The organism is Robbsia sp. KACC 23696 (assembly GCF_039852015.1).
Taxonomy (GTDB): domain Bacteria; phylum Pseudomonadota; class Gammaproteobacteria; order Burkholderiales; family Burkholderiaceae; genus Robbsia.
In genome coordinates this window covers 268,839-291,596 of the sequence record NZ_CP156627.1, presented here as the reverse complement: position 1 = coordinate 291,596, position 22,758 = coordinate 268,839, and the positions used below count along the sequence as shown (strand labels likewise).

The following is a 22,758-nucleotide window of genomic DNA, read 5'->3' as shown; positions in this document are numbered from 1 at the left end:
GCGTCAGCTTCGCCGTTTCGCGCGACGGCTGCGGTAGGTGTCCAGCACCACCGCGACCACGATCACCGCACCGGTGATAACGCGCTTGGTCGGCTCGTTCGCGCCGATTTGCGCCAGGCCGGCCGCGAGTACCGAAATAATCAACACGCCGATAAACGTGCTGATGACCGAACCGCGCCCGCCCATCAGGCTGGTGCCACCGATCACCACGGCGGCAATCACTTGCAACTCGATACCGGAGCCCGCGTTCGGATCGGCGGCCTCGAGCCGTGCGATCTGAAACAGCGAGGCGAGCCCCGCGAGCGCGCCCATCAGCGCGAAGACGAGGACTTTATAGGGACGCGGATCGATGCCCGCGAGGCGCACCGCCTCCTCGTTGGTGCCGATGCCGATCAGGTAGCGACCGAATACGGTCCGCGTCAACGTCAATTGCGCAACGATCATGACCAGCACGGCGATGATGAAGGCCGGCGAGACGCCGAAGGCGATCGGGTTTGCCAGCCAGTCGAACGCCTCGCCAATGTAGGCGGTGCGCGAGTTCGTCAATTGATACGCCATCCCGCGTGCCATTTCCAAGACACCGAGCGAGACGATAAACGACGGGATGCGCCATGCGACGGTCACGATCCCGGTGATCGATCCGGCCAGCGCCGCCATGGCCAGGCCCAGCACCGCCGCCGAGATCGGATTCCAGTGCCAGCGCAGCGCGGCGACGCTGACGACCGACGCGGCCAGTGCGAGTACCGAGCCCACCGACAGATCGATGCCCGCGATGATGAGCACGAAGGTCATGCCGACGGCCATCACGACGAGATCGGGGATCTGGTTTGCAATGGTCACGAACGTGTCGTAGCTCAGGAAATGCGAACTGAGCACGGAAAACAACGCGATCATGGCAAGCAGCGCGCCGGTCAGGCCGAGATAGCTGTTGAGCCCCATTCTCGTGCCGGCGTTGACGGCCGGCGCGGGGAGTACCGCCGCCGCATCGGACGTTTTATCGACGGGAGCCGTCATGGTGTGTCTCCATTGAATGCATCGTGCGAGGCCGTGCTCGTGTCGGCATGAACCAGCGTGTCGCGCGCTGCGTATCCTGAAAATGCGGCGGCCAGCAGATTATCTTGTGTCCACTCGCCGCGCGCGAAGGTCTGGACCAGACGGCCGGCGGACATCACCGCGATGCGGTCGCAGATCAACATCAATTCGCGCATATCGCTCGACACCACGACAATCGCTTTTTGCGCGCGCGCCTGTGCGCCTAGCAACGCGTAGATATCGAATTTGGCGCCGACGTCGATGCCGCGCGTCGGTTCGTCGAACAACAGTACGTCGCAGTCACGTTCGAGCCAGCGCCCGATGACGACCTTTTGCTGATTGCCGCCGGAAAGTTCCCCAACAGGCTGGCGCGGACTCGAACAGCGTATGCGCATCGCATCCACTTGTTTGATCGACAACGCTTGCTCCTTGCCGCCGTCCATCAAGCCGAAGCGCGACACCGCCGGAAAATTTCCCAATGCCAGGTTCGCCGACACCGGTTGCGGGAGCAGCAGCCCCTCGCCCTTGCGATCCTCGGTGATGAGGGCGACGCCATGTCGTACGGCCTGGGATGGCGAAGCAATCTCGCGCGGGCGGGGTGGATCGCCGATCGCAACGGTGCCCGCATCCTTGTGGTCCGCGCCGAAGATCAAGCGGAGCAGTTCGGTACGACCCGAGCCGATCAAGCCGCTGATCCCAAAAATTTCGCCTTGTTTGACCTCGAACGAAACGTCGCGCACGACGTCGGCACGGCTGAGTCCGCTGACGCGGAGCAGCGGTTTGCCGATACGTCGCTCGCCCAGATCGATGCGGTCGCCAATATCGCGGCCTACCATCAACTGCACGAGACGATCGGTGGGATAAGCTGCAATAGGGCCGACGCTGACGAGGTTGCCGTCTCGTAAAACGGCGATACGATCGGCGATGCGCGCGGTTTCCTCCAGGCGGTGCGAGATATAAACGATCGCCACGCCGTCGCGCTTGAGCCGCTCGACCTGCTCGAAAAGCAGATCCACTTCGCGGCCGCTCAGCATTGCGGTAGGTTCGTCGAGAATCAAGACGCGGCATTCGCCGATCAGATTGCGCGCGATCTCCACCATTTGCTGATGGCCGATACCTAATGCGGCTACCGGCGTATCGGGGTCCAGTGTGTCCAGCCCGACCCGTGCCATGGCCTGCACGGCGTCGGCACGCAGTTTTTTACGATTGATCCAACCGGTGCCGCGGGCGCGCGGCAACTGATTAAAAAACAGGTTCTCGGCAATCGTCAGCGTGGGCAGCAGGTTGAGTTCCTGCATGACCATCCGCACGCCGAGCGCTTCCGCCTGGCGTCGGCTGGACGGCGCATAGGGCGCGTCATAATACGTCATGGCGCCATGCGTCGCGGACTCGAGGCCGCCGATGATTTTCGAGAGCGTACTCTTGCCCGCGCCATTCTCTCCGGTCAACGCCAGCACTTCGCCGCCGATGAGCGAAAGGTCGATGTCGCTCAACACCGGCGCCGCATACACTTTGACGATACCGCTGACGCGCAGGACCTCCTTGCCCCGCGCATGCGTGAGCGTCGCGGCACCTGTGTCGGCTGTCATTTCTTCGTGACCAGGACGACCGGCGTCTCGACGATCGACGACAGATCGTTCTGCTTTGTATGCTCGCGGATGGCTTTCAACGCCGTGTCGATGCCGAATACCGCTTGTTTCGAGCCGAACTGATCGACCGTCGCGAGCACGCGGCCGTCGTTCAGCATCGGCTTGATCGCGGCGATATTGTCGTAACCGATCACGGCGACCTTGCCCGCGCGCCCGGCGGCACGAATGGCGGAGACTGCACCGATCGCCATATTGTCATTGCCGGCGAGCAGCGCTTTCAAGCCGGGATACTCGTTGAGCATCGCGGACGACACGGCATTCCCCTTGTCGATCTCCCAGTCGCCGGACTGAATGGAGACGACCTTGATGTTCGCCTGATCCATCGCCGCCTTGAAGCCGGCGGTACGTTGCTGGGCGTTCGTCGTCGTCGATACGCCTTCGACGATGCCGACCTGATCGCCCGCTTTCAGCGTCTTCGCTAAATAATCGCCTGCCAGCTTCGCGGCTTTCGTGTTGTCGGGGCCGACGAACGGAATCTTGATGCCCTTTGAACTGACGACGTCCGGATCGAGCCGGTTGTCGATATTGACGACGATGATGCCCGCATCCACCGCTTTCTTCAGCACCGGCACCATCGCCTTGGAGTCGGCCGGCGCGATGATGATCGCATCGACCTTGGCAACGATCATCTGCTCGACGATACGAATCTGCGCGCTAGTGTCGGTCTCGTTCTTGATGCCGTTGGAAATCAACTCGAAGTCTTTCGGGTGCGCTTTCTGATACGCCTTTGCGCCATCTTCCATCGTCAGGAAGAATTCGTTCGCCAGCGATTTCATGACCAGGGCCACACGCGGTACGTGGGGCGCGGCCGCGCTTTGCGCATGCGCGAAGGTCGGCAGCAAGGCGCCCGCGGCGAGCGTGGCGACGCCGGCAGCAAGGATACGACGGCGGAAAGTCGGGTTCATCATGCGTCTCCAATATTGTGATGTGACGCACGCACCGGTTCGCGCCATCCGTCCGATATTCGGACGGATGGGCACAAATACGCGCGATGCGTGGTAGGTCTTTTTAACGACCGGTCGTTTGCGGAAAAGGGGCGACTTGCGCGAATTCAGCGCCCGCAAACGTTTGCGGATCCGATAATGTGATGGAAGCCGGGCGGGGTCAATCTAGGGAAAACCGCAGGACGGGAGGGCGGGAGTGGGGGGCGGTCGTCATGCCATCGCGTAAAGCGAGGGGAATACACCGCCCGGCCCAGCGTCGTGCCTTTATTGCAGACGCGCCTTCAACTGCGCGGCCATCTGCGCGATCGCCGTCTTCGTGGTCGGGTCGTTCGCGAGGAAATTCAGCAAACCGAAGTCGTGGATCGTGCCATCGTAACGGACCGTTGTCGCGTCGTTGCCGGCTGCTTCCAGCTTATGACCGTATGCTTCGCCTTCGTCACGCAGCACGTCGTATTGCGCGACCTGGATCAGCGCGGGCGGCAAGCCCTGCAACGCTGCCGAGGATGCCTGCAACGGTGACGCGTAACGTTGCTTGCGTTGCACCGGATCCTTCGTATAAGCATCCCAGAACCACTTCATCATGTCGCGCGACAGGAAATACCCATTCGGGTAGCGCGAATAGGAACCGTCCTTGAAGTTGCTGTCCGTCACCGGCCACATCAAGCCCTGGAAGCGAATCGTCGGCCCTTGCTTGTCCTTCGCCATCAAGCTCACCACCGCGGCCATATTGCCGCCGACACTATTGCCGACGACCGCCAAGCGATTTCCGTCGACACCGATCTCCTGGCCATGGGCGGCAACCCATTGCGTTGCGGCATACGCCTGATTGATCGCCACCGGATAACGGGCTTCCGGCGACGGCGTGTAGTTCACGAACACGGCCACGGCGCCGGATTGCACGACGAGATCGCGCACCAGACGCGCATGCGTTTGATAATCGCCCAGTATCCAGCCGCCACCGTGGAAGAACATGAATACCGGCAAGGTGCCACTGACGCCTTGCGGCCGTACGATCGTTAACGGCACGCTGATGCCGTCTTGCTCGATGGTCTTCGTCGATACGTCGATGCCGGACATATCCACCTTGACGCTGTTCTGCGCATCGATCAACACCTGCCGTGCCTTTTCCGGCGACAAGGTGTTGATGGCCGGTCCCTTACTGCTGTTCAGCGCGTGCAACAGTTCCGTAACGGCACGATCCGTGTTCGCCTGCTCCGGTCGTACGACGGGGTAGGCGGCCGCGGCATTCGCCGTACCGACGATTGCGGCGTTGGCGAGCAGGAGTGCGATGACGGAGAGGGTTTTGACGTTTTTCATGATGTACGGCTCCTTCGATAAGGTTGATGTTTCGGTTTGTAAATCTACTACTAGATAGATAATCGGACGCCGTAAGGCGCGTCGTCCTTTCCTGCTCCGCATTGTCTATCTATGTATAGATAGACAATGCGGTAAAAAAAAGTTCTGTTATGCCGCGCCCGCCATGCTGGACGTCGGCACCCATGTTCACGTGTTCAGCGCGGCGCTTTCACCGACGCTTCCACGTCTCCCAGTCGCGTCTTCGTCTGAAACAGGCGGCTGGCTAATACGCTGCCTTGATAGGCGGCGTAAAGGGAGCGCGCAGCGGCCTCCGGCTTGCCGTTGACGATCAGGGATTTCTCCTTCGCCCCTTGTGCCAGCACCTTCGCCAGCCAAGCTTCGTTCGATTTGAAGAAAGCCTGAACGGCTGCTCGGATCTCGGGCGGCAATGTTTCGATATCGGCCGCCAACATGCCGCATAGGCAGATCTGATCGCCGTTACCGAGAATCTTGCCGAACAACTTCGTATAGCTCGCCAGCTTGACGTCCGCCGGCAAGTCGCTATCGATGGCCTGTACCGCGCCCAGCGTATCGCGACTATATTCATGCACCGCTTCGAGCACCAAGTCGTCCTTCGCCGGGAAGTAGTAGTGGATGCTCGATGTCTTCACGCCCACCAGCGTCGATAAGTCGCGATAGCTGAAGGCGTTATAGCCCTTCAGCATGATCAGCGTGATCGCATGCTGGAGAATCTGGTCGCGGACGGGTGATGTCGTGTTCATGTGTCTAACTTTATCTACTCATAGATAGACTGTCAAGCGCAATTCTGAGAAATATCGAAAACATCGCAGGCGCCGCGTAAAGAGGCGGCATGCGGTGATCGAGGTGGGCTCGACGTCGCATCATGGCGAGCTTTTTATCGGCACCGACAATCGCCGCTCGGCGCAGCTCGGCGTCGGCGCATTCATCGGCTGGTCGCTGGCGGGCGGCAAAGTGCTGGCGAGCGGCTATGGGTCGGCGCTGGCCGGGTGTGATTCGGGCAGTCCGCGCGGCCTGGTCATTCGCACCCCCTTCGACCACACGGCCGATCCCGACCTGTCCATCGGCTGGGTCGATAACCATTCTCGAACGAATTATGGCGCTTTATCGGCATCCGGCGGCGCACGGTATGTCACGCCTGCGAACGTGAAATTCGGACCGCTGGTTTCCGCGGAAGCGGTCGTCGGTTTCTCGAAAGTGCACGCCGAGGATAAAAGCGGGTCGCGCACCGTCGATAAAATAAGCCGTAGTTTCCGCGCGGCGGTGAATGGCAGCGCGACATTGGTGGCCAGCCCCTTGCCGGTCCCGATCGGAAGTCAAGGGCCGTTCAATTCGATTTCGTTTTCAAGTGCACCCGTGGTGGGCGTCGGTACGACCTTGATGCAAACCGGGACCGGTTCGACGTTACGGCTCTACGAAGTCGATGGGCAGATCGTGCCAGAAAGAACGTTTCGCGACACCGAGTTCACCAAGATAAAAAATACCTGAAGTACCTCGACAAGCACACGGCGCAATGGGTAAAGGCGCTGGGCGGCGATGCCGCGGCGTTGAAGCTGTATCAAACCAAGGTCAAGCTGAATGCGACGCGAGGGAATCAATTTCACGGGGAGCGGCAACGTATGACGCCAGAGGCGGCAGCCGAGATCAATGCCTACCGTGGCGCCTTGCGCCTGATGGAGCGTGCCGCACAGGCGCCGAGCGACGCGGAACGACAGGAAATGCTACGCATCCGCGGCAAGATCGGGGCCTTGTTGCAGGCGCCAAAAAGTTGGCGAAGCCATGCGTTGTACTCGTACGAGACGAATGCTTCGCAACGCACGAATGGATTGTCGTATGTCTTCGCGGCGCAATCGGTGAAGCAGATCAGCGCGCAGCGCGAGCTTAGCGCCTTGCCGGCGCGTGTCTGAGGTCTTTCCCTTACTAGGCGGCGCATGGATTCGCGTCGGTCACGCGCAACGTCATTTCCACGGTCGAGGTATGCTTTATCGAGCATGTTCACGGATGGCATCAGGGTAAGCCCGGAAGCTGCCGCGCCATCGAGAAAGATCGACTCCAAAGAAGACGCTATGAAATCGCCTATCCGCATGACCGAAAGAAACGGTGTCGCCATCGCGTCGACCCCATTGCATCCCTTGCGTCGAAGCGCATTGGCGCTCGGCTTGATCGCGATGCTGTCCGGCACGACTGCCTTCGCGCAAGGTGCCGACGTGCCCAACGCTGTTGCCGGCGCTGCCGCAGGGACGTTCGATATGCTGGTGGGCACCTATACGACGACCAATACGAAAAGCAAAGGCATCTATGTTTATCGCTTTGATACGGCAACCGGGAACACCGCATTATTGAGCGTCACCGATGCGGTGAATCCGTCGTATCTGGCAGTGAGTAACGATCGACGTCATGTCTACACGGTCAGTGAGATTCCGGGCGATGCGAAGCCGGGGAGCAAAGGCGGATTCATTGCCGCCTACGACTTCGATGCGGCCAGCGGCAGCTTGCAATTCAAGAATCAGGTGTCGTCCGAAGGGAACGATCCGACTTATCTGGCCCTTGCGCCAGATGGGCGCTATATCGCTACCGCCAATTACTCGGTGGCGGCGGATCCCGGTGGCAGTTTATCGGTTTTCCCGATTGCCGCGGACGGTAGCGTTGGCCCCGCTGCGATCAATATCCATCATGAGGGAAGGGGTCCTGTGACGGGCCGTCAGGATAGCTCGCACGTGCACTCGACGGTGTTCTCGCCGGACGGCCGCTACCTGTTCGCATCGGACCTGGGGGTCGACAAGGTTTATCAATACGCGTACCAGCCGCAGCGGCAATCCGACGCCCCGGGCGATAATGGGATGGGGCCGCTGCGGCCGACGGGCAACGGCTATATCGCGATTCCAGCCGGCTCCGGTCCGCGACACCTGGTCTTCGATGCCGCGCAACGCCATGCCTATCTGACGACCGAGCTGAATGCTGCAGTGACCGTTTTCGATTACAACGACGGCGCATTGAAGCAAGTTCAAGTGGTGCCGATGACGGCACCTGGGTTCAAGGGCGCGATCGGCGGGGGCGCCATCCACTTGTCCGACGATGGTCGCTTCCTCTATACGACGAATCGCGGCGACGTCAATCAGATCGTGATCTATGCGGTGAATCGGCAATCGGGTACGTTGACTTTAGTCGACCGGGTGTCTTCGCAAGGCAAGATCCCGCGTGAATTTGCCATCGACCCGTCGGGCCGCTGGATGATCGTCGGCAATCAGGACAGCGACGACGCATTTTGGTATAGACGAGATCCGGAGACCGGAAAGCTGACGCCGACGACGATGCGCATGGATATCGGCTCACCGGTATTCTTTAAATTCCTGCCGGCGCACTAGCCTGTTTGCGGCGCTTGAACGCGCGATGCACGCCGTCTGCGTCGCGCGTTTCGATACTGGCTTAGCGCGTCGTCGCCGCGTCGCCACCGAGATGCGCCTCGCGCGACGATTCTTTGGCGTCGAGACCCGCGGGAATGTGCAAGGGCGTCGCCGGCTCGGTGATGGCCTGCCATACCGCCTCGGCCACATCCCGCGAGTAGGTTACCGGTCCCGTCCTGTTCAGGAGCGTGTCGAAGATCTGTTGAATCAAGGGCCCATACGCCGCGTCATCCATCCCCTGGATCCGATTTTTGCCATTGTCGAGGAAGCGCGTCTCGGGCGCGCGGCCCGGCAAGACGATATGCATGCGGATCCCGAATGAGGCGACTTCCAACGCCGCGGCTTCCGTGAAAGCGTTAACGGCTGCCTTGCTGGCCCGATAACTGGCCGCAAAGGGAGTGGCCTTATAGGTGATGCTCGATGTCACATTGACGACGACGCCGGATCGACGTTGCCGAAACTGCGGCAACACCGCTTGCATCATCGCGATCGTGCCGAAGGTATTCGTCTCGAAAATATCGCGAATCGTTGCCATCGGTGTCAATTCGGACGGCGAGCCGGCCCCCACGCCGGCATTGTTGACCAGTGCATCAAGCGGCCCAGCGTCTGCGACGGCCTGACGAATGCTGTCGGCGTCGGTGACATCCAGCGGGAGAATGCGAAGTCGGTCTGACTTCGGCAGCACATCGTCGCGCGGCGTTCGCATGGTGGCGACGACGTGCCATTCCTGCGCGAGGAAATGACGCGCAATCTCGAGGCCGAAGCCCGAGGAACATCCGGTGATTAAAACGGTAGGCATCTGACATCCTGAAGGTGGTGAACAGTCCCCCTACGATAGGCGTGCGGAGTTGAACTTGCTACAATCTGGAATCCGGATTTCATTAGCAGGAGTACGCCGTGGTTGATCCGCTCGCCGAGGTGGTGACGTTGCTGCAACCGCGGACGCAATTCGCAAAGGTGGTGCTCGGCGCCAGTCCCTGGCGGATTTATTCCGCTGAATTGAACGATCCGTTTTATTGCGCCATGCTCGAGGGCGGCTGCCATGTGACGGTGGAGGGGACGGAGTCCATTACGCTGATGGCGGGCGATTTCATGCTGGTGCCATCGCGGGTCAACATTTATCTGTCGAGCCTCGATGCGCTGCCCTCGGGTGTTGAATCGGCGCCGCCCTGCGCCATTGGTAGTGGTGAATATCGTCTGGGCGACGCGGACCGCTCGATCGATGCGCGCATCGCCGTGGGCCATTGCCAATTCGGATCACCGGATGCGAATCTGCTGGTGTCGCTTCTACCGAAGCTCGTACACGTACGAAACGAGCCGCGCTTGGCAACGCTCGTGCAGTTTATTCGAGATGAAACGCGCGAGAAGCGGCCGGCGCGAGAGGTGGTCCTGGCGCGCCTGATCGAGCTGTTGTTGATCGAGGCTTTGCGCTCGGGAGGCCGTAGCGCGGCTTCGCCCGGCCTGGTGCGCGGGCTGGCCGATGCCCGTCTTGCAGCGGCCATTCGCGGCATCCACGCCCGTCCGACGCACGCTTGGACGGTGGCGGCGCTCGCCAAGGAGGCGGCACTGTCCCGCACGACGTTCTTCGAACGGTTTCAGCAGGCGTTGGGCGTGACGCCGATGGATTATCTGCTGGGCTGGCGTATGGCACTGGCAAAGGACATGCTGCGCCGTCGCGAGGGGCGTGTCGCGGAGATTGCGACACGCGTCGGCTATGGCTCGGCCAGCACGTTCAGCGTGGCTTTTACGCGCTATGTCGGCGTGCCGCCTTCGCATTTCGCTCGCGACGTCGAATCGGCATCCCACGCGCTCTTGGAAGAAGCGGGGTGAACGCCTGGTTCGATGCGCCTAGCCGAACGATCAGGGCCGGGGCGGCGGCGCGCTGAATGGCCGGCGAGGCAGCGCTCTCAATACAGCTCGGGTACGATCATCGATGCGGGCACGGGCTGGCGGATGTAGTCGTCGTGATGCTCGCGCGGCGGCAGGTCGATCGTCGGATGTTCGACGCCATGATAGGGCACTTGATTCAGCAGATGCTGGATGCAATTCAACCGCGCCCGTTTTTTGTCCACCGCCTGCACCACCCACCACGGCGCCTCCGGAATATGGGAGCGCTGCAGCATCACTTCCTTCGCTTGCGTATACGCTTCCCAGCGGCGTCGGCTTTCCAAATCCATCGGACTGAGCTTCCACTGTTTCAGCGGATCGTGGATGCGCGTCTGGAAGCGAACCTCCTGCTCCTCGTCGGTGATCGAGAACCAGTATTTGACGATCTGGATGCCGCTGCGGACCAGCATCTTTTCAAATTCCGGCACCGAGCGGAAGAACTCCTCGTACTCGTCATCGGTGCAGAATCCCATGACGCGTTCGACGCCGGCGCGGTTGTACCAGCTGCGATCGAAGAGCACCATTTCGCCGCCGGCGGGCAGGTGGGTGGCATAACGTTGGAAATACCACTGCGTGCGCTCGCGGTTATTCGGCGCGGGGAGGGCCGCCACGCGGCACACGCGCGGATTCAGGCGCTGCGTGATCCGCTTGATCGCGCCGCCCTTACCGGCCGCGTCACGGCCTTCGAAAATTACGACGAGACGATGCCCAGTGGCGACGATCCAGTCTTGCAGCTTTACCAGCTCGCCTTGCAAACGGTACAGCTCGCGGAAGTAGACTTTGCGTGCCTGCCGCGTGTCGGGATCGAGGTGGGCATCGCCGTCAAGGATACGATCGTCGATTTCCATCTCGAGTTCTTCGTCGTACGCGTCGATCAAATCTTCATGAAAACGGCTGAGCCGTTCACGAAAGAAATCCGATTCGCCGGACCGGTCGCTCATGCCGTGTCTCCAAAAAGTATTTAGGTCGATTCTACGATTTTCCGCGCGCTATATGGCAGGGGCATGTACTAGCCGTCAAGTCAGGCGTATTTTCGACCACCTCGATTGCGCGGCGTCGCCTAAAAGCGCCTGGGAACGATCCCGTCCCTTCATTTTCGTTGGAATCCGCCGTTATAGTCGGTAAGCCGCTATTGTCGGCGCCTTATCTCAGAAAGATCGCATGTCGACTCCCGTTCTCTATAAGTGGATCTGCAGCCGAGGCAAGGTGACGCTTCGGGACAGTAGCGGTGCGGCGCTCCGCATGGTCGGGACGACCACGGACATCACGGCATTGCGCGAATTGGCCGCTCAGTTGCAGCAGACCAATGATCTGACGACCAATTTGACCGATCAGGTAGGGGGTCTCGTATTTCAATACCGGGAGACGGCAGCGGGTCAGGGCCGCTTTACCTACGCTAGCGCCGGTATTCGGGAGATCTACGAGCTGATGCCCAGCGACGTCTCCGACAATGTCGATGCTATCGATGCGCTGATCGATCCGCGAGACCTGCCGACGCTCCGGCGATCGTGGCGGAAATCGGCCGAAAAATTGACGCCTTGGCGTCTCGAATATCGCGTCAGGCTGCCGAAGGAAGGGTTGCGGTGGCGCACCGGCGATGCCCGTCCGCAGCGGCTGCCGGATGGGGAACCGTGCGATCATCGGGCGCCATCCGCACGACCTGCATAACACACTTTTTCTTAACAAAAGCTTAAATATTTCAGTTGGTATCTCAAACTTTCATCATTACAATTGCGAACAATTCTTGTCTTTATTCGCATTCGTAACCGTCGAAAGAAAAAATGTCTAATCGGATCACGCAGTCGGGGGCGCGGTTGCAGCGCACAGCAGTTTCCAAGGCCATCGGCCGTCTTTTGATCGGTGCGGCCGCGGTTGCCGCGGCCCCGATCCTTGCACAGGCGCAGACAGTCGATACGTCTCAAAATACCGCCACGGCGGCAAAAGTGGATTCGCAAAGTCTCCCGGCCGTGACCGTCAAAGCCGCTGCGTTGCCCGGGGAATTGCCGCGGGCCTATGCGGGCGGCCAAGTCGCGCGCGGCGGCAGCATCGGCGTGCTCGGTACGGCAAACGTGATGGACCAGCCGTTCGCCGTGACCAACTACACGTCGGACTTCATTCGCGATACGCAGGCCCGGACGATCGGCGACGTCGTCATCAACAATGCGTCGGTCCGCACCGAGCAAAGCAGCGGCGGGTTTGGCGATGCGTTCCAAATTCGCGGTTTCGATGTGTCGGCCACGGACGTTGCATTGAATGGTCTGTACGGCATGGTGTCCACGGCACGGGTGCCGGTAAACCTGCTGGAGCGTGTCGAAGTGCTGCAGGGCCCCGGCTCGCTGATGTACGGGATGGGTCCGTCGGGGAGCGTGGGCGGCGCGATCAATATCGTCACCAAGCAAGCGGACGACGTGCCATTGACCCGGCTCACCGGTTTGTATCAAAGCAAAGGCCAATTCGGAACGGAAGTCGACGTAGGACGCCGTTTCGGCAGCGATGGGCAGTGGGGCGTCCGCGTCAATGGCATGTATAAGGACGGCCAGACCGGTATCGCGCACGGCAACCAGAGCCAAGGCGATGGTTCGGTGGCCTTGGATTACCGAGGCCAGAAACTGCGGTGGTCGTTCGATGCCTATAATGCGTCGGAAAACGACGACGAGTTCCGCTCGCAGATCGGGTTCGGCAATGCCACGGCGTTGCCCAGCGCGCCGTCGGCGTACAACAATCTGTATCCGGGCAGCAAGATGCGTTTGCGTGACACGGCGGCGATGACGCGGGCCGAGTACGATGTCAACCAGTACGTGACCTTGTATGGCGCGGCGGGCGAGCATTACGGCACATCGACGCAATCCTTCCCGTCCGGATCCGTGGACAATGCGGGGAATTTCACCGTCTACAACGGGTATTACGATCAATACAATCGGACGCGAACCGTTGACGTCGGCGCGCGCTTCCACTTCAACACGTTTGGCGTCAAGCACACCTTGGTGGCGGGGCTGACCTCGTTAAATGAGGAACAAGGCTATTTCTACGCAGGTGGCAGTACCGGCGTGGCATCGAGCATCTATCAGCCGGCTTCGCTGCCGGCAGTGGGCGTAGACCGCGGTGATGCCCAGCGTAACGCCCATTTGCGCTTGTTCAGCCAGCAATTGATCGACACGCTGTCCCTCTGGGATGACCGGCTGTTGATCACTGGCGGCTTCCGTCGTCAGACGATCGGCTCCGATGCCTACGATCCGACCTCCGGAGAACGGACCGCGAGCTATTCCGAGACAGCGATCTCGCCGCTTGCCGGTATCGTCTTCAAGCCCTTGATGAACATCTCGGTGTACGGCAATTTCACGTCCGGCTTGACCGATGGGGGCAGCGCGCCGGTAGGCAGCGCCAATTTCGGTCAGGCTTTCGCGCCATACAAGTCGAATCAGTATGAAGCAGGGGTGAAAGCCGACTGGGGCCGTGTGACGACGTCTGTCTCGATATTCCAGATCACGCAGCCGAACTACGTGAAAAATCTCGTCACGAATGTCTATGGCCCGGAAGGCAATAAGCGCGTGCGTGGCTTGGAATTGTCGGCGTATGGCGAAGCGGTCCATAACCTGCGCCTGATGGCCAGCGCCACGTTCTACAACGCTAAGTTGAACGATATCAACGATGGCAGCGTGCCGAGCACGCATGCCACGAATGTGCCGTCGTACACGTTCAATTTGGGTGCGGACTACACGCTGCCGTGGGTGCAAGGTCTGGCTGTCAATGCGCGCGTCATCCACAATGGCGCGCAATACTTCAATGGCGTCTCACAGTTCCGCGTGCCGTCCTGGACGCGTTACGATATCGGCGCACGCTACAGCACGCAGATCTTGCGAAAAAACGTCGTGTTCCGCGCCAATATCGAAAACCTGTTCGGCAGCCGTTACTGGTTGCAGCAGGGCACGTATCTGACGACGGCGGCCCCGCGAACCCTGTTCCTGTCGGCGCAGGTGGATTTCTAAGCTAAGGCTCGGAGTCAGGCGCGCGACATGAGGGATGTCGCGCGGACCCGTGTCGATGCTTTATCGCTTGACGGTCGTCCACGCCGCGGCATCCTGTCCAAGCGGTCGCGCCGGTAGCGACCAATGCATCGGCGCCCCCTCGATCGCGAGCGGCGGCAACAGGCGGCGCGCCGAACCCCATTGGGTCTTCTCCAGCGATCTTGAAAAATCGCTTGGCCGCGCATTGGCTTTCGCCACCGCGGGATCATATGGCGCCGCCGCGCCCGGCGCCGATGCACCTGTCAACAGGTGCGCCGTCCGAGCGAGCGATAAGGTGGCGATGCCGCCATGACCATGCTGCTGGCGCAACGCCAATCCGCGAAGCGCGGCGGCGGCAATGAGATAGCCGGTTGCATGATCGAGTGCCTGAACCGGTAGCGGGTAGGGGCTGTCGCTGTTGCGCCAGCGCATGCCGGCATCGGCGATGCCACTGCTCATCTGCACGAGACTGTCGAAGCCGCGTCGCATCGCCCAGGGTCCGCTATGGCCATAGGCGCTTAAAGAGACATCGACGAGTCCGGGACACAGCGCCGCGTGACGCGACGCGTCATAGCCCAATGCCTCCAAGGCACCAGGGCGATAACCATGAATCAGGACATCGGCGCTCGCAAGCAGCGTTTCAAAGGTGCGCCGGTCTGCGGCACGCTGCAAGTTCAAGCGCGCGCAGTGCTTGCCGAGCGTGACGTCGGGCGCCAACGATGGCTCGTCCCAATCGGGCGGATCGATGCGCAACACGTCGGCACCGAAGCCGGCAAGAAACCGCGTTGCGACGGGGCCCGCAAGAATGCGCGTGAGGTCCAGCACGCGCAGCCCCGCGAGAGGCCGTGCCGGTGCGGTCGCCTGTGAATTGCCATGCCAGCGGCCGCGCGCACCGCCATCGACGGCAACGTCGTTCCACTGAATCAAGGATTCGCCGGCCACGGCGCGTCCCTGCGGATGGGCTGTCCATTGCGCTTGCGTCAGCATTTGCGCCGCACAGCCGCCCGCGGCGATGACATCTTCCTCCAGCGCCGCGGCGTGCCATTGCGCGACGCGCTCCTGCACCGCGTTGCGTGCCGCAGCCGGCGACGTGGCATTCGGCAGCGTGTCAGGCAATTGCAAGACATCGAGCGCGGCTCGTCGATGCGCCGGCGCATTCGTGTGAAGACGAATCCATCCGTCGGCAGTGCGGTAATCGCCGGCGATCGCGTCCCAGGCTCCTGGCAATACCCAATCGATCGGGGATATCGAGACGCCGAACCAGAGCGCGGCCAGTCGCGTATCGATCGACACCGGCAGCGGGGAGCCAGGCGTCCGCGACGCCGATAGCAATGACGACAGCGCCGCTCCGGCCGCGCCGATAGACGCCGTCGCTAAGGCCGTTACCGGAAAACGCGAAGGCAAAGGATCGGTCTCGCCGCGCGCCATTGTGTCGTCCACCGGGCGAGGATTTTCGACGTCGCGGTCTTTTGAGGCGTCTGGCACCGCGAACTGCAGCGGCGTCGACGATGGCGCGTTCGCGGCAGCGATGCCGCCGCCCATCGCGTCCAGGCTGGCCAGTATGTCGCGGCACAGCGTGTCGGCATCGCGGGACACGGTTGTAACGGTCATGGCGGCGTCCTATCGGTAGCGAATAGATGCATCTTATATTACGCGCGACAAGCGTCTTCTTGCGAATGAATCGCCGGGCTTTATGCCGCCGATCGTATCCGGGATAAATAAAACAGGCGATTACGGCGGTAACACGCCATTCTTAAGATTCCGTTAACATCCGGCCAAAAATACGCCAGCCCAGGGGAATTTATGCGGTCGCTTCGTACCATTTTCATGGCCGGTACGGTCTTGTTCACGCCGATTCTCGCGCAGGCGCAGGAGGTTAGTGCGGATCTCGGCGCGCTTCGCGGATCCGCCGGCGGTGAGAGTACCTACACCTGGAGCTTTGGATACCGACAGTCGATCTATAAGAATCTATCGCTCGGTGCGACCTGGCTCAACGAAGGGCATGTGCCCGATCATCATCGCGATGGTTCGGCATTTCAAATTTGGTACGATCAAGCGCTTTTTTCACCGCGCTTTACCGTGGGCCTTGGCGCCGGACCTTATCGTTATTACGATACATCGACGTCGCCGAATCGCTTGTACGTCAATCAGCACGGCTGGGGCGTGCTCTATTCGGTAACCGCGAATTGGGCGGCAACAGAGCATCTCCGTTTGCAATTGCGCTTCAACGAAGTGCAGGCACCGGGCAGCATACAGTCCTCTTCATTGCTCTTCGGCTTATCGTATAGCCTGCCGAAAAGTGCGCTGATACCCGATCCGAGCGATACGCGTCTACGCTTCCCGCACGGTGACGAGTTGACGGTGATGGCGGGCAAGACCGTCGTCAACAGTTTAAGTTCGCAATCGACGTTTTCGAAGAGCGTCGAATATCGCCACACCTTCAGTCAGCATATCGAAGGGACCGTGGCGTGGATCGATGAAGGCAACACGCGCTTGACGGAGCGCAACGGCGTTGCAACGCAGATCTGGCTGACCGAGCCTTTGTATCACGACAAGCTGACGATCGGGATGGGCGTGGGTCCTTATCTGGCGGCCGATACCTATCGCGTCAGTCGCGACAGCGACCGGACCGGCGCCAAACTCTCGGGGCTGTTCACGATGTCGGCCTCGTACCGCGTGACGCCGCACGTCGTCGTTCGTTTTTCATGGGATCGCGTCTTGACGACCTACAATCGCGATACGGACATCTTCCTCATCGGCGCCGGATATCGCTTCTGAAATCGAGGGAAGCTGTGCACGTTATCCAAGCGTATTGCTTGAATCATCCGGGTGCTCAGCAATAGGCAAAAGCATTAAGGTGCGCCATCCAGTAAGACGCGCCGAGTCGCAAGTCCTGTTTCAAGCAAGCGCTGCTGCGCGATCCTGCCTTGCGGCGATCCAGCGATCGACCAGCCAGGCAAGCAGTAACGTCACACCGAGCATCGGGAACACGATGCCGAGCACGCCCAGACCGATGCACCACGCGCGCATCGCCGGGGCATTGACAGGGCGCGCCGGCGCGGCGAGCCGGCCCTTTGGTCGGCGCTTGATCCACAGCCAGGCGCCGCTCGCCGCCAACAGCAGAATCGCCAGCGAGATCGCGGTACACGCCAACTGATTGGCGAGGCCGAAGACGCGCCCCATATGCAGGTCCGTGCCAAACGCGACGGCCGCACCGATGAAGCCGTACTCATGAAAACCAATGTCCTTCAGCACGCGCCCGCTGTATTGGTCGATATGCAAGGTGCGTTCCGCGCGCGGATCCGGGGCGAAATAGCTGACGGTATAGACGTCGGTCGGGCGGCGCGGCAGGACGATCTGATAGCCACTGACGACATGGCGTTCCGCGGCCAGGCCGACGACACGATCGATAGGAATAGTCGGCGCCAATTCCGCCGACGTCTCCGGCAGCGGTAAGGCGCCAACGGCCCACGGGACTTGCTTGATCGGCAGATCGTCCATGATCATGCCGGGCATCGCGTCGGCGTGGTGCGCCGGGCGTGCGGCCGCTATCGGTGCAGGGGCCCCCGGTGGAAGCGACTGCACGGTTTGCGCCGCATAGGTATCGGGCGGGAGGCCGGCGCCGGTCGTCGTCACGAGCTGTTTGAACCATTGGCCCCAGGTACTGCTCCACGGCAGGCCCGACAGAACGAAGGCCAGCGCGCCGAACACGACCCAGATGCCAAGCACGCGATGGGCATCGCGCCACCAGGCACGACCGCGTTGCCGTTTGTCCGGCCAGAAACGCGCCGGCTGTCGCTGCACGGGCCACCACATCGCGATGCCGGTGCCCAACATGACCAGTGTCCAGCAGCCGGCCAGTTCCATGACGATCTCGCCAAGCTTGCCGATAAGCAAACCGCGATGGATCATCCGCACCTGTTCCGTAAAACGATTCTCGACGCTGAGACGTCCCAATATCGCGCCGGTATAGGGATTCAGGTAGACGCTCTCATTGCCGCCGCGCGAGAGCTTGAAACGGTATTCGACCGATCGCGTTGGCGCGGATTCGATGGATACCGTTGTCGCGATGGCATCGCGCGGCTCCGCCGCCACCGCTCGCGTGAGCAGGGCCTGGTAACTGAGCCGTGGCGCCGAGGATGACGCCACGTCCAATAAAGGGCGATACAGCAGATGGTCGATCTGCGGCTGGAAACAATACAGGATGCCGGTGATCGCCAAGACGATCAGGAAGGGCATCACGAAGAGTCCTGCATAGAAGTGCCAGCGCCACAGCATCCGATAGCGGGCGGCGGCACCGACATTCGCTTCGCGCTGCAGCGGCGCGATATGGTTTGTCTGCATGTCCTTCATCTCTCAAAAAAGTCGGAGCGCTTGCGTCGCAAAAAAGACATCAGAACCGATAGTCGAGCAACAACTCGAAACGGCGGTCGTTTCCGAGCAGATATTGGGTCTCGTTGTAATACGCGCTTTGCACATAGCGTCGATTCAGCACGTTGTAGGCGCGGAACGTGATCGTGGTATCGCGTCTTGCCCGCCAGGCCAAACCGAGATCGAGCGTCGTATACGAGGCCATGCCGTCTCGATTCGCGCTATCGGCATAGCGTTTGCCGACAAACTTCAGGCCGGCAATCGCGGTCCAGGCGGGCTGAAAACGATAGCGAACCCAAACGTTGGCGAGACGCTGCGGGACGCCAGCGGGGACGTTGCCAGCCTCCGATACGAGCGCGCCATCGATATTCGCCGCGTAGTCGTCGTATTTCGCCCGCAGCAGCGAGACATTGGCGTCGATATGGAGGTCGCGGGTAAGGTCGGCGGCGACAGTCGCCTCGACGCCGCGCGATGATTGCTGGCCGATTTGTATCGTATTGTCTGGATTCGAAGGGTCCGGCGAGGTGAGGTTGTTCTTGACGATCCGATACGCGGCGAGGGTCGCTTCCGCACGACCATCGAGAAAGACCTGCTTGATCCCGACTTCGATCTGCTTGCCGGTGGCGAGCGTGTATCGCGCACTGTTCGCATTGAGCATCAGCAGCGAACTCACCGGGTCCGCCGCCTCCGCGTATTGGGCATAGAGGGCGGTTTGCGCGCTCAGATCGAAAACCGAACCCAGACGCCATCCGGTATTGGCGACTGTTTTCGAGAAACCGCCGCCATTGACGAGATCGATGCGATTGATGGCGGCATGGTCATAGCGCACGCCGCCGACGACGGACCAGCGCGACGTCAGATCCAGGCGGTCTTCGGCAAACAAGGCGTAGGCATTCGCCTGGGATCGATACTTCGGAAAAGTGCCGGGGAGATTGATGAACACGCCGGGATCGAAGTCGAGCGGATCGACGCTCGAACTACCGGAGTAGGGCGAATTGTTATCGTGCTGAAACGTCGTGTGGCTGATGTCGAAGCCGACGGACACCCGATTCGTCAATCCGCCGATGCGATGCGTCAGGCTGGCCGATGTCGTGTCGCCGATCTGCTCCTGATCGTGGCGGATCTCGGTGTAATCGCCGCGCGCGATCTGGCCGGTGGCGGGCGTGTAGCTGTAGTCCTCGACGTCGTACCAATGCCGGTTGCTTTTCATCCTGTAAAGAGTGCTGGAGACGCGCAGCGCGTCGCTGGGGCGCCATTCGGCCGCGAGCGTCGCCCAACTGTCGCGATAGGAGATCAGCGCATCGGAGACGTTGTAGTTCTTGTCGTACAGCGCACGATCCAGGCCGCCGTTGACCAACGGTATCCCGAAATACCGCATCGGATGCTGATAGCCCTGGGCATAAGAGGCGGTGATATTCAGCGTCGGCGTGATGTCGTAGCGCAGCGCGCCCGAGAACGACAAATCCTTGCTGTCGCCGCGGTCCACCCAGTTGTCCGAGCGATTGCCGCTGACGTCGAAGCGGTAGGACAGTTTGCTGTTGATCGCGCCCCCGCTGCCGAAGGCAACGCGTGCCGTTTTTTCGGTACCCACGCCTAGGCGTATCTCGTTTTGGATCGGTCCCTGCGTCGGCTTCTTTGGCACGACGTTGACGATACCGCCAATCGCCCCTTCACCGTAGATGACCGACGCCGGCCCGCGCAAGACGTCGATATGATCGACGGACCAGGTATCGAACGGGTAGGTGACGCCGATCGCGCCGTAAGGCTTCACGCCATCGAACAGTTGCGTGACCGAGCTGCTGCCGATAAAACCACGCGCGGCAAGCTCGCTGCCGCCATTGCCGGGGTGCGGCGATTCGCTGATGCCGGCGGCACGACTGACGGCGTCGGTGAGGTTCGCGTCGCCCTGCATGTTGAGCGTGCGCCGGTCGATGCGATCGATGCTGGCGGGCGTCTCGAATAGCGAGAGGCCCAGATTCGACCCGGTGTTCGTCGTCTGGTCCAGCATCGTTTGACGCGCCGCCTGCACCGCGACCGCAGGCAGCGCCGCGGTAGTCTGTTCGCGTGCGCCGCGGCTGTCGCGCGCTGTGCGGGCCGGTGCGTCTTTCGGCGTTGGTGAATCTTGAAGCGGGATGTCCTGCGCGAAGACGCCTTGCGTCGCACACAGCGCCGTGAACATGCCGACGGTGATCGGACGCAACGGGTGGCAGCGTCGCGGAAAGTGCGCCGCAGGGGACGGCGTCGTACGTCTTAAAAACATGGCATGAAAAAGGAAAGGGATGGCGCCGCTTCGTCCTCGCATCGAGTCGTCGATACGACGGGCAGCCGCGTCCGAAGCCTGTTGGAAACAGGCGATCCCATTGTCGTGTCGAGCGTTCGTGCCGACGCCGCCTTGCAAAGGCGCGAGCCGGTGCCTCCCACGCAAAAGGGTGGGCGCGCCGTTATCGCTGAAACGTCAGGACGAGCGCGAACATGCCGGGTGGATGACACACCGGCCAGGCACTGCAACGGGGGGAATTAAGCAGGAAGGCAGCCCGAAGGCGGTGCGCGGCTGAGTGGCAGCGCGAAGGGAGAGGGCGCGCCGGCGACGATCCGAACGTATCGGATGCGCAGACGCCGCACCGTCGACAGTGCGCCGACGAGCAGCAGGACCACGAACAGCGCCCCGATACCCAGCAGCAAGGCGGCACTGAATGCACAGATGTCGTTCGCATCCGCCGTCGCATGCATCGGCATGCCGTCGGGCATGACACTGGAAACGGCGCCGGTTTTGTCCTGATCGATCGTGGCGTGATCCGTCATCGGCATGGGCATGGGCATCGACATATCCATCGACATACCGGCGTCGGCCTGGCGCTCGGCGCGGCTTCCATCGGCGGCAGGAAACATCGGACCGTAGCCGGAACACATGACCAGCCCGAAATCCCCCGCCGGCGCGTCCATGTCGAACATGACGGCGCCGGACAGCAACCCGCGGCATAACAAGATCATCAGCGCGCCCATGCGAAACAGGCGCGCCCAATGACTTGTGCCACGGAGAAGGGATAGAACAGGGAACATAGCCCCGCATTCTATCCTTTTTGGGAAAGCGATTACTGACTATTTCCGGGATTACAAAGAAGGCGTGCCGCGCTCTTCGTCGGGGCGTCGGGAGAACATGCCGCGCGCGGCAATGCGTTGCAGGGCGAGCCATTGCTGCGCAATGACACCCTGTCCGTAGGATCGGCCCGGCATGCCGCCGTCCGGCAGTTGGTCGCGAATGCCGGTGGGTTCGACGGTCCGGGTCCAGACCGCGGTGCGGAATAACATGTCCCACCACGGCAGCAGCACGCCGAAATTGCAGCCGTAGTGCAGGCCTTCATGGCCATATCCGATGGCATGATGCCGCCGATGGAAAGCCGGACTGACGAGCAGGCGTTCGAGCACGCGGCCGTAAGGCAGGCGGGCATTGACGTGCTGCACGCTCTGGAAGAAATTGCTCACGGCCACCAGTACGACGAACTGCGTCGGCTCGACACCGATGAACAAGGAAATCAGCGCGAAGAAGGCCGTCTGCAACAGCGTATCGACAAAATGATTCCGATCGTCGTTCCAGAGCGACATCTGGCGCTGGCTGTGGTGCACTGCATGGAGTTCCCACCAGACGCCGAACTTATGCTGCCAGCGGTGATACCAATAACCGGCAAAATCGAGGATCACCAGGTAAAGGCAGAACGACACCAGCGGCTTGTCGGTGACGCCGGGCCACAACGTGTCGATCTCGAAATTCGGAATGCCGTACAGCGCGATCAGCGTTTGCCAATGGAAGAACAGCGGCTGAAAGATCAGGAAGAACGCCAGATTGAGCAGGCCGAGCTTCGCGATCCAGGTGTAGGCGACGTCGGCGCGTACGGACTTGCGCTCAGTCCAGCGTTCGAGCGGGCGCCAGGCTTCCAGCGGACGCAATAGCGCGAAGGTCAGCAGCACTTGAATCGCACCGACGATGACCATATACAAGGCATCGTAGGTGTCTTCGTCATAACCCATCAGCCCGAAGCGGAAGAACAGCGGCTGCACCACGTGTTCGTACAGCTCGGTCTGCAGGAAGGCGACGCCGGCATCCGCGAGGTTCAAGATCTGATCGATCATGGTG

General features: G+C 61.1%; 19 protein-coding genes. 7 read left to right on the top strand and 12 right to left on the bottom strand.

The window, feature by feature from the left end; all coding sequences use genetic code 11:
• Window positions 1-3: 3 nt before the first annotated feature.
• From ABEG21_RS16090 to ABEG21_RS16070, 5 genes are all read right to left on the bottom strand, one after another.
• Window positions 4-1,014, bottom strand: coding sequence for an ABC transporter permease (locus tag ABEG21_RS16090; RefSeq protein ID WP_347557652.1), 1,011 nt, complete (start codon window positions 1,012-1,014; stop codon window positions 4-6).
• Window positions 1,011-2,621, bottom strand: a complete 1,611-nt coding sequence (locus ABEG21_RS16085; RefSeq protein ID WP_347557651.1) for a sugar ABC transporter ATP-binding protein — start codon at window positions 2,619-2,621, stop codon at window positions 1,011-1,013. The genes ABEG21_RS16090 and ABEG21_RS16085 overlap by 4 nt, the downstream gene beginning before the upstream one ends.
• The gene (locus tag ABEG21_RS16080; RefSeq protein WP_347558052.1) at window positions 2,618-3,586 is read right to left on the bottom strand and encodes a sugar ABC transporter substrate-binding protein; all 969 of its coding nucleotides are present in this window, start codon (window positions 3,584-3,586) and stop codon (window positions 2,618-2,620) included. The genes ABEG21_RS16085 and ABEG21_RS16080 overlap by 4 nt, the downstream gene beginning before the upstream one ends.
• Window positions 3,587-3,889: 303 nt before the next feature.
• Window positions 3,890-4,942, bottom strand: a complete 1,053-nt coding sequence (locus tag ABEG21_RS16075; RefSeq protein ID WP_347557650.1) for an alpha/beta hydrolase — start codon at window positions 4,940-4,942, stop codon at window positions 3,890-3,892.
• Window positions 4,943-5,136: 194 nt separating this feature from the next.
• On the bottom strand, window positions 5,137-5,703 hold the full coding sequence (locus tag ABEG21_RS16070; RefSeq protein WP_347557649.1) for a TetR/AcrR family transcriptional regulator: 567 nt from the start codon (window positions 5,701-5,703) through the stop codon (window positions 5,137-5,139).
• Window positions 5,704-5,797: 94 nt separating this feature from the next.
• Here ABEG21_RS16070 and ABEG21_RS16065 point away from each other — a divergent pair, with 94 nt between their 5' ends.
• The 3 genes from ABEG21_RS16065 to ABEG21_RS16055 all read left to right on the top strand — a co-directional run bounded on the left by ABEG21_RS16065 (window position 5,798) and on the right by ABEG21_RS16055 (window position 8,325).
• Complete coding sequence (locus ABEG21_RS16065; protein WP_347557648.1) at window positions 5,798-6,448, top strand: hypothetical protein; 651 nt, start codon at window positions 5,798-5,800, stop codon at window positions 6,446-6,448.
• A 59-nt stretch (window positions 6,449-6,507) separates the two neighbouring features.
• Entirely contained in the window at window positions 6,508-6,867 is a 360-nt protein-coding gene (locus tag ABEG21_RS16060) for a hypothetical protein (RefSeq protein WP_347557647.1), read from the top strand.
• A gap of 261 nt (window positions 6,868-7,128) precedes the next feature.
• Window positions 7,129-8,325 carry a lactonase family protein gene (locus tag ABEG21_RS16055; RefSeq protein WP_347558051.1) on the top strand — a complete coding sequence of 399 codons (1,197 nt, stop codon included), beginning with the start codon at window positions 7,129-7,131 and terminating at the stop codon, window positions 8,323-8,325.
• Window positions 8,326-8,386: 61 nt separating this feature from the next.
• Here ABEG21_RS16055 and ABEG21_RS16050 read toward each other — a convergent pair whose 3' ends face one another.
• Window positions 8,387-9,163 (bottom strand): SDR family oxidoreductase, encoded by a 777-nt coding sequence (locus ABEG21_RS16050; protein ID WP_347557646.1) that lies wholly within the window; start codon window positions 9,161-9,163, stop codon window positions 8,387-8,389.
• Between the two features lie 98 nt (window positions 9,164-9,261).
• On the opposite strand from ABEG21_RS16050, the gene ABEG21_RS16045 reads away from it, so the two are divergent.
• The gene (locus tag ABEG21_RS16045; protein ID WP_347557645.1) at window positions 9,262-10,194 is read left to right on the top strand and encodes an AraC family transcriptional regulator; all 933 of its coding nucleotides are present in this window, start codon (window positions 9,262-9,264) and stop codon (window positions 10,192-10,194) included.
• A gap of 77 nt (window positions 10,195-10,271) precedes the next feature.
• On the opposite strand, the gene ppk2 is transcribed toward ABEG21_RS16045, so the two are convergent.
• Window positions 10,272-11,192 (bottom strand): polyphosphate kinase 2, encoded by a 921-nt coding sequence (gene ppk2 / locus ABEG21_RS16040; protein WP_347557644.1) that lies wholly within the window; start codon window positions 11,190-11,192, stop codon window positions 10,272-10,274.
• A gap of 220 nt (window positions 11,193-11,412) precedes the next feature.
• Here ppk2 and ABEG21_RS16035 point away from each other — a divergent pair, with 220 nt between their 5' ends.
• The gene (locus ABEG21_RS16035) at window positions 11,413-11,919 is read left to right on the top strand and encodes a PAS domain-containing protein (protein ID WP_347557643.1); all 507 of its coding nucleotides are present in this window, start codon (window positions 11,413-11,415) and stop codon (window positions 11,917-11,919) included.
• A 113-nt stretch (window positions 11,920-12,032) separates the two neighbouring features.
• Window positions 12,033-14,237 (top strand): TonB-dependent receptor, encoded by a 2,205-nt coding sequence (locus tag ABEG21_RS16030; protein WP_347557642.1) that lies wholly within the window; start codon window positions 12,033-12,035, stop codon window positions 14,235-14,237.
• A 60-nt stretch (window positions 14,238-14,297) separates the two neighbouring features.
• Here the strand turns inward: ABEG21_RS16030 and ABEG21_RS16025 are convergent, their stop codons facing one another.
• Window positions 14,298-15,866, bottom strand: a complete 1,569-nt coding sequence (locus ABEG21_RS16025) for a CoA transferase (RefSeq protein ID WP_347557641.1) — start codon at window positions 15,864-15,866, stop codon at window positions 14,298-14,300.
• Window positions 15,867-16,058: 192 nt separating this feature from the next.
• Between ABEG21_RS16025 and ABEG21_RS16020 the strand changes: the two genes are divergently transcribed.
• Window positions 16,059-17,033 carry a hypothetical protein gene (locus tag ABEG21_RS16020; RefSeq protein WP_347557640.1) on the top strand — a complete coding sequence of 325 codons (975 nt, stop codon included), beginning with the start codon at window positions 16,059-16,061 and terminating at the stop codon, window positions 17,031-17,033.
• A 120-nt stretch (window positions 17,034-17,153) separates the two neighbouring features.
• Here ABEG21_RS16020 and ABEG21_RS16015 read toward each other — a convergent pair whose 3' ends face one another.
• The 4 genes from ABEG21_RS16015 to ABEG21_RS16000 form a co-directional block, all read right to left on the bottom strand.
• Window positions 17,154-18,599, bottom strand: coding sequence for a PepSY domain-containing protein (locus tag ABEG21_RS16015; RefSeq protein WP_347557639.1), 1,446 nt, complete (start codon window positions 18,597-18,599; stop codon window positions 17,154-17,156).
• A gap of 49 nt (window positions 18,600-18,648) precedes the next feature.
• Window positions 18,649-20,826, bottom strand: a complete 2,178-nt coding sequence (locus tag ABEG21_RS16010; protein WP_347557638.1) for a TonB-dependent receptor — start codon at window positions 20,824-20,826, stop codon at window positions 18,649-18,651.
• A 317-nt stretch (window positions 20,827-21,143) separates the two neighbouring features.
• Complete coding sequence (locus ABEG21_RS16005; protein WP_347557637.1) at window positions 21,144-21,617, bottom strand: hypothetical protein; 474 nt, start codon at window positions 21,615-21,617, stop codon at window positions 21,144-21,146.
• 120 nt (window positions 21,618-21,737) lie between these two features.
• Complete coding sequence (locus ABEG21_RS16000) at window positions 21,738-22,754, bottom strand: sterol desaturase family protein (protein WP_347557636.1); 1,017 nt, start codon at window positions 22,752-22,754, stop codon at window positions 21,738-21,740.
• Window positions 22,755-22,758: the final 4 nt, after the last annotated feature.

Coding starts and splice junctions, on each gene's coding strand:
- ABEG21_RS16090 (WP_347557652.1), bottom strand. CDS start 1,014: ATGACGGCTCCCGTCGATAAAACGTCCGATGCGGCGGCGGTACTCCCC.
- ABEG21_RS16085 (WP_347557651.1), bottom strand. CDS start 2,621: ATGACAGCCGACACAGGTGCCGCGACGCTCACGCATGCGCGGGGCAAG.
- ABEG21_RS16080 (WP_347558052.1), bottom strand. CDS start 3,586: ATGAACCCGACTTTCCGCCGTCGTATCCTTGCTGCCGGCGTCGCCACG.
- ABEG21_RS16075 (WP_347557650.1), bottom strand. CDS start 4,942: ATGAAAAACGTCAAAACCCTCTCCGTCATCGCACTCCTGCTCGCCAAC.
- ABEG21_RS16070 (WP_347557649.1), bottom strand. CDS start 5,703: ATGAACACGACATCACCCGTCCGCGACCAGATTCTCCAGCATGCGATC.
- ABEG21_RS16055 (WP_347558051.1), top strand. CDS start 7,129: ATGCTGTCCGGCACGACTGCCTTCGCGCAAGGTGCCGACGTGCCCAAC.
- ABEG21_RS16050 (WP_347557646.1), bottom strand. CDS start 9,163: ATGCCTACCGTTTTAATCACCGGATGTTCCTCGGGCTTCGGCCTCGAG.
- ppk2 (WP_347557644.1), bottom strand. CDS start 11,192: ATGAGCGACCGGTCCGGCGAATCGGATTTCTTTCGTGAACGGCTCAGC.
- ABEG21_RS16035 (WP_347557643.1), top strand. CDS start 11,413: ATGTCGACTCCCGTTCTCTATAAGTGGATCTGCAGCCGAGGCAAGGTG.
- ABEG21_RS16030 (WP_347557642.1), top strand. CDS start 12,033: ATGTCTAATCGGATCACGCAGTCGGGGGCGCGGTTGCAGCGCACAGCA.
- ABEG21_RS16025 (WP_347557641.1), bottom strand. CDS start 15,866: ATGACCGTTACAACCGTGTCCCGCGATGCCGACACGCTGTGCCGCGAC.
- ABEG21_RS16020 (WP_347557640.1), top strand. CDS start 16,059: ATGCGGTCGCTTCGTACCATTTTCATGGCCGGTACGGTCTTGTTCACG.
- ABEG21_RS16015 (WP_347557639.1), bottom strand. CDS start 18,599: ATGCAGACAAACCATATCGCGCCGCTGCAGCGCGAAGCGAATGTCGGT.
- ABEG21_RS16005 (WP_347557637.1), bottom strand. CDS start 21,617: ATGATCTTGTTATGCCGCGGGTTGCTGTCCGGCGCCGTCATGTTCGAC.
- ABEG21_RS16000 (WP_347557636.1), bottom strand. CDS start 22,754: ATGATCGATCAGATCTTGAACCTCGCGGATGCCGGCGTCGCCTTCCTG.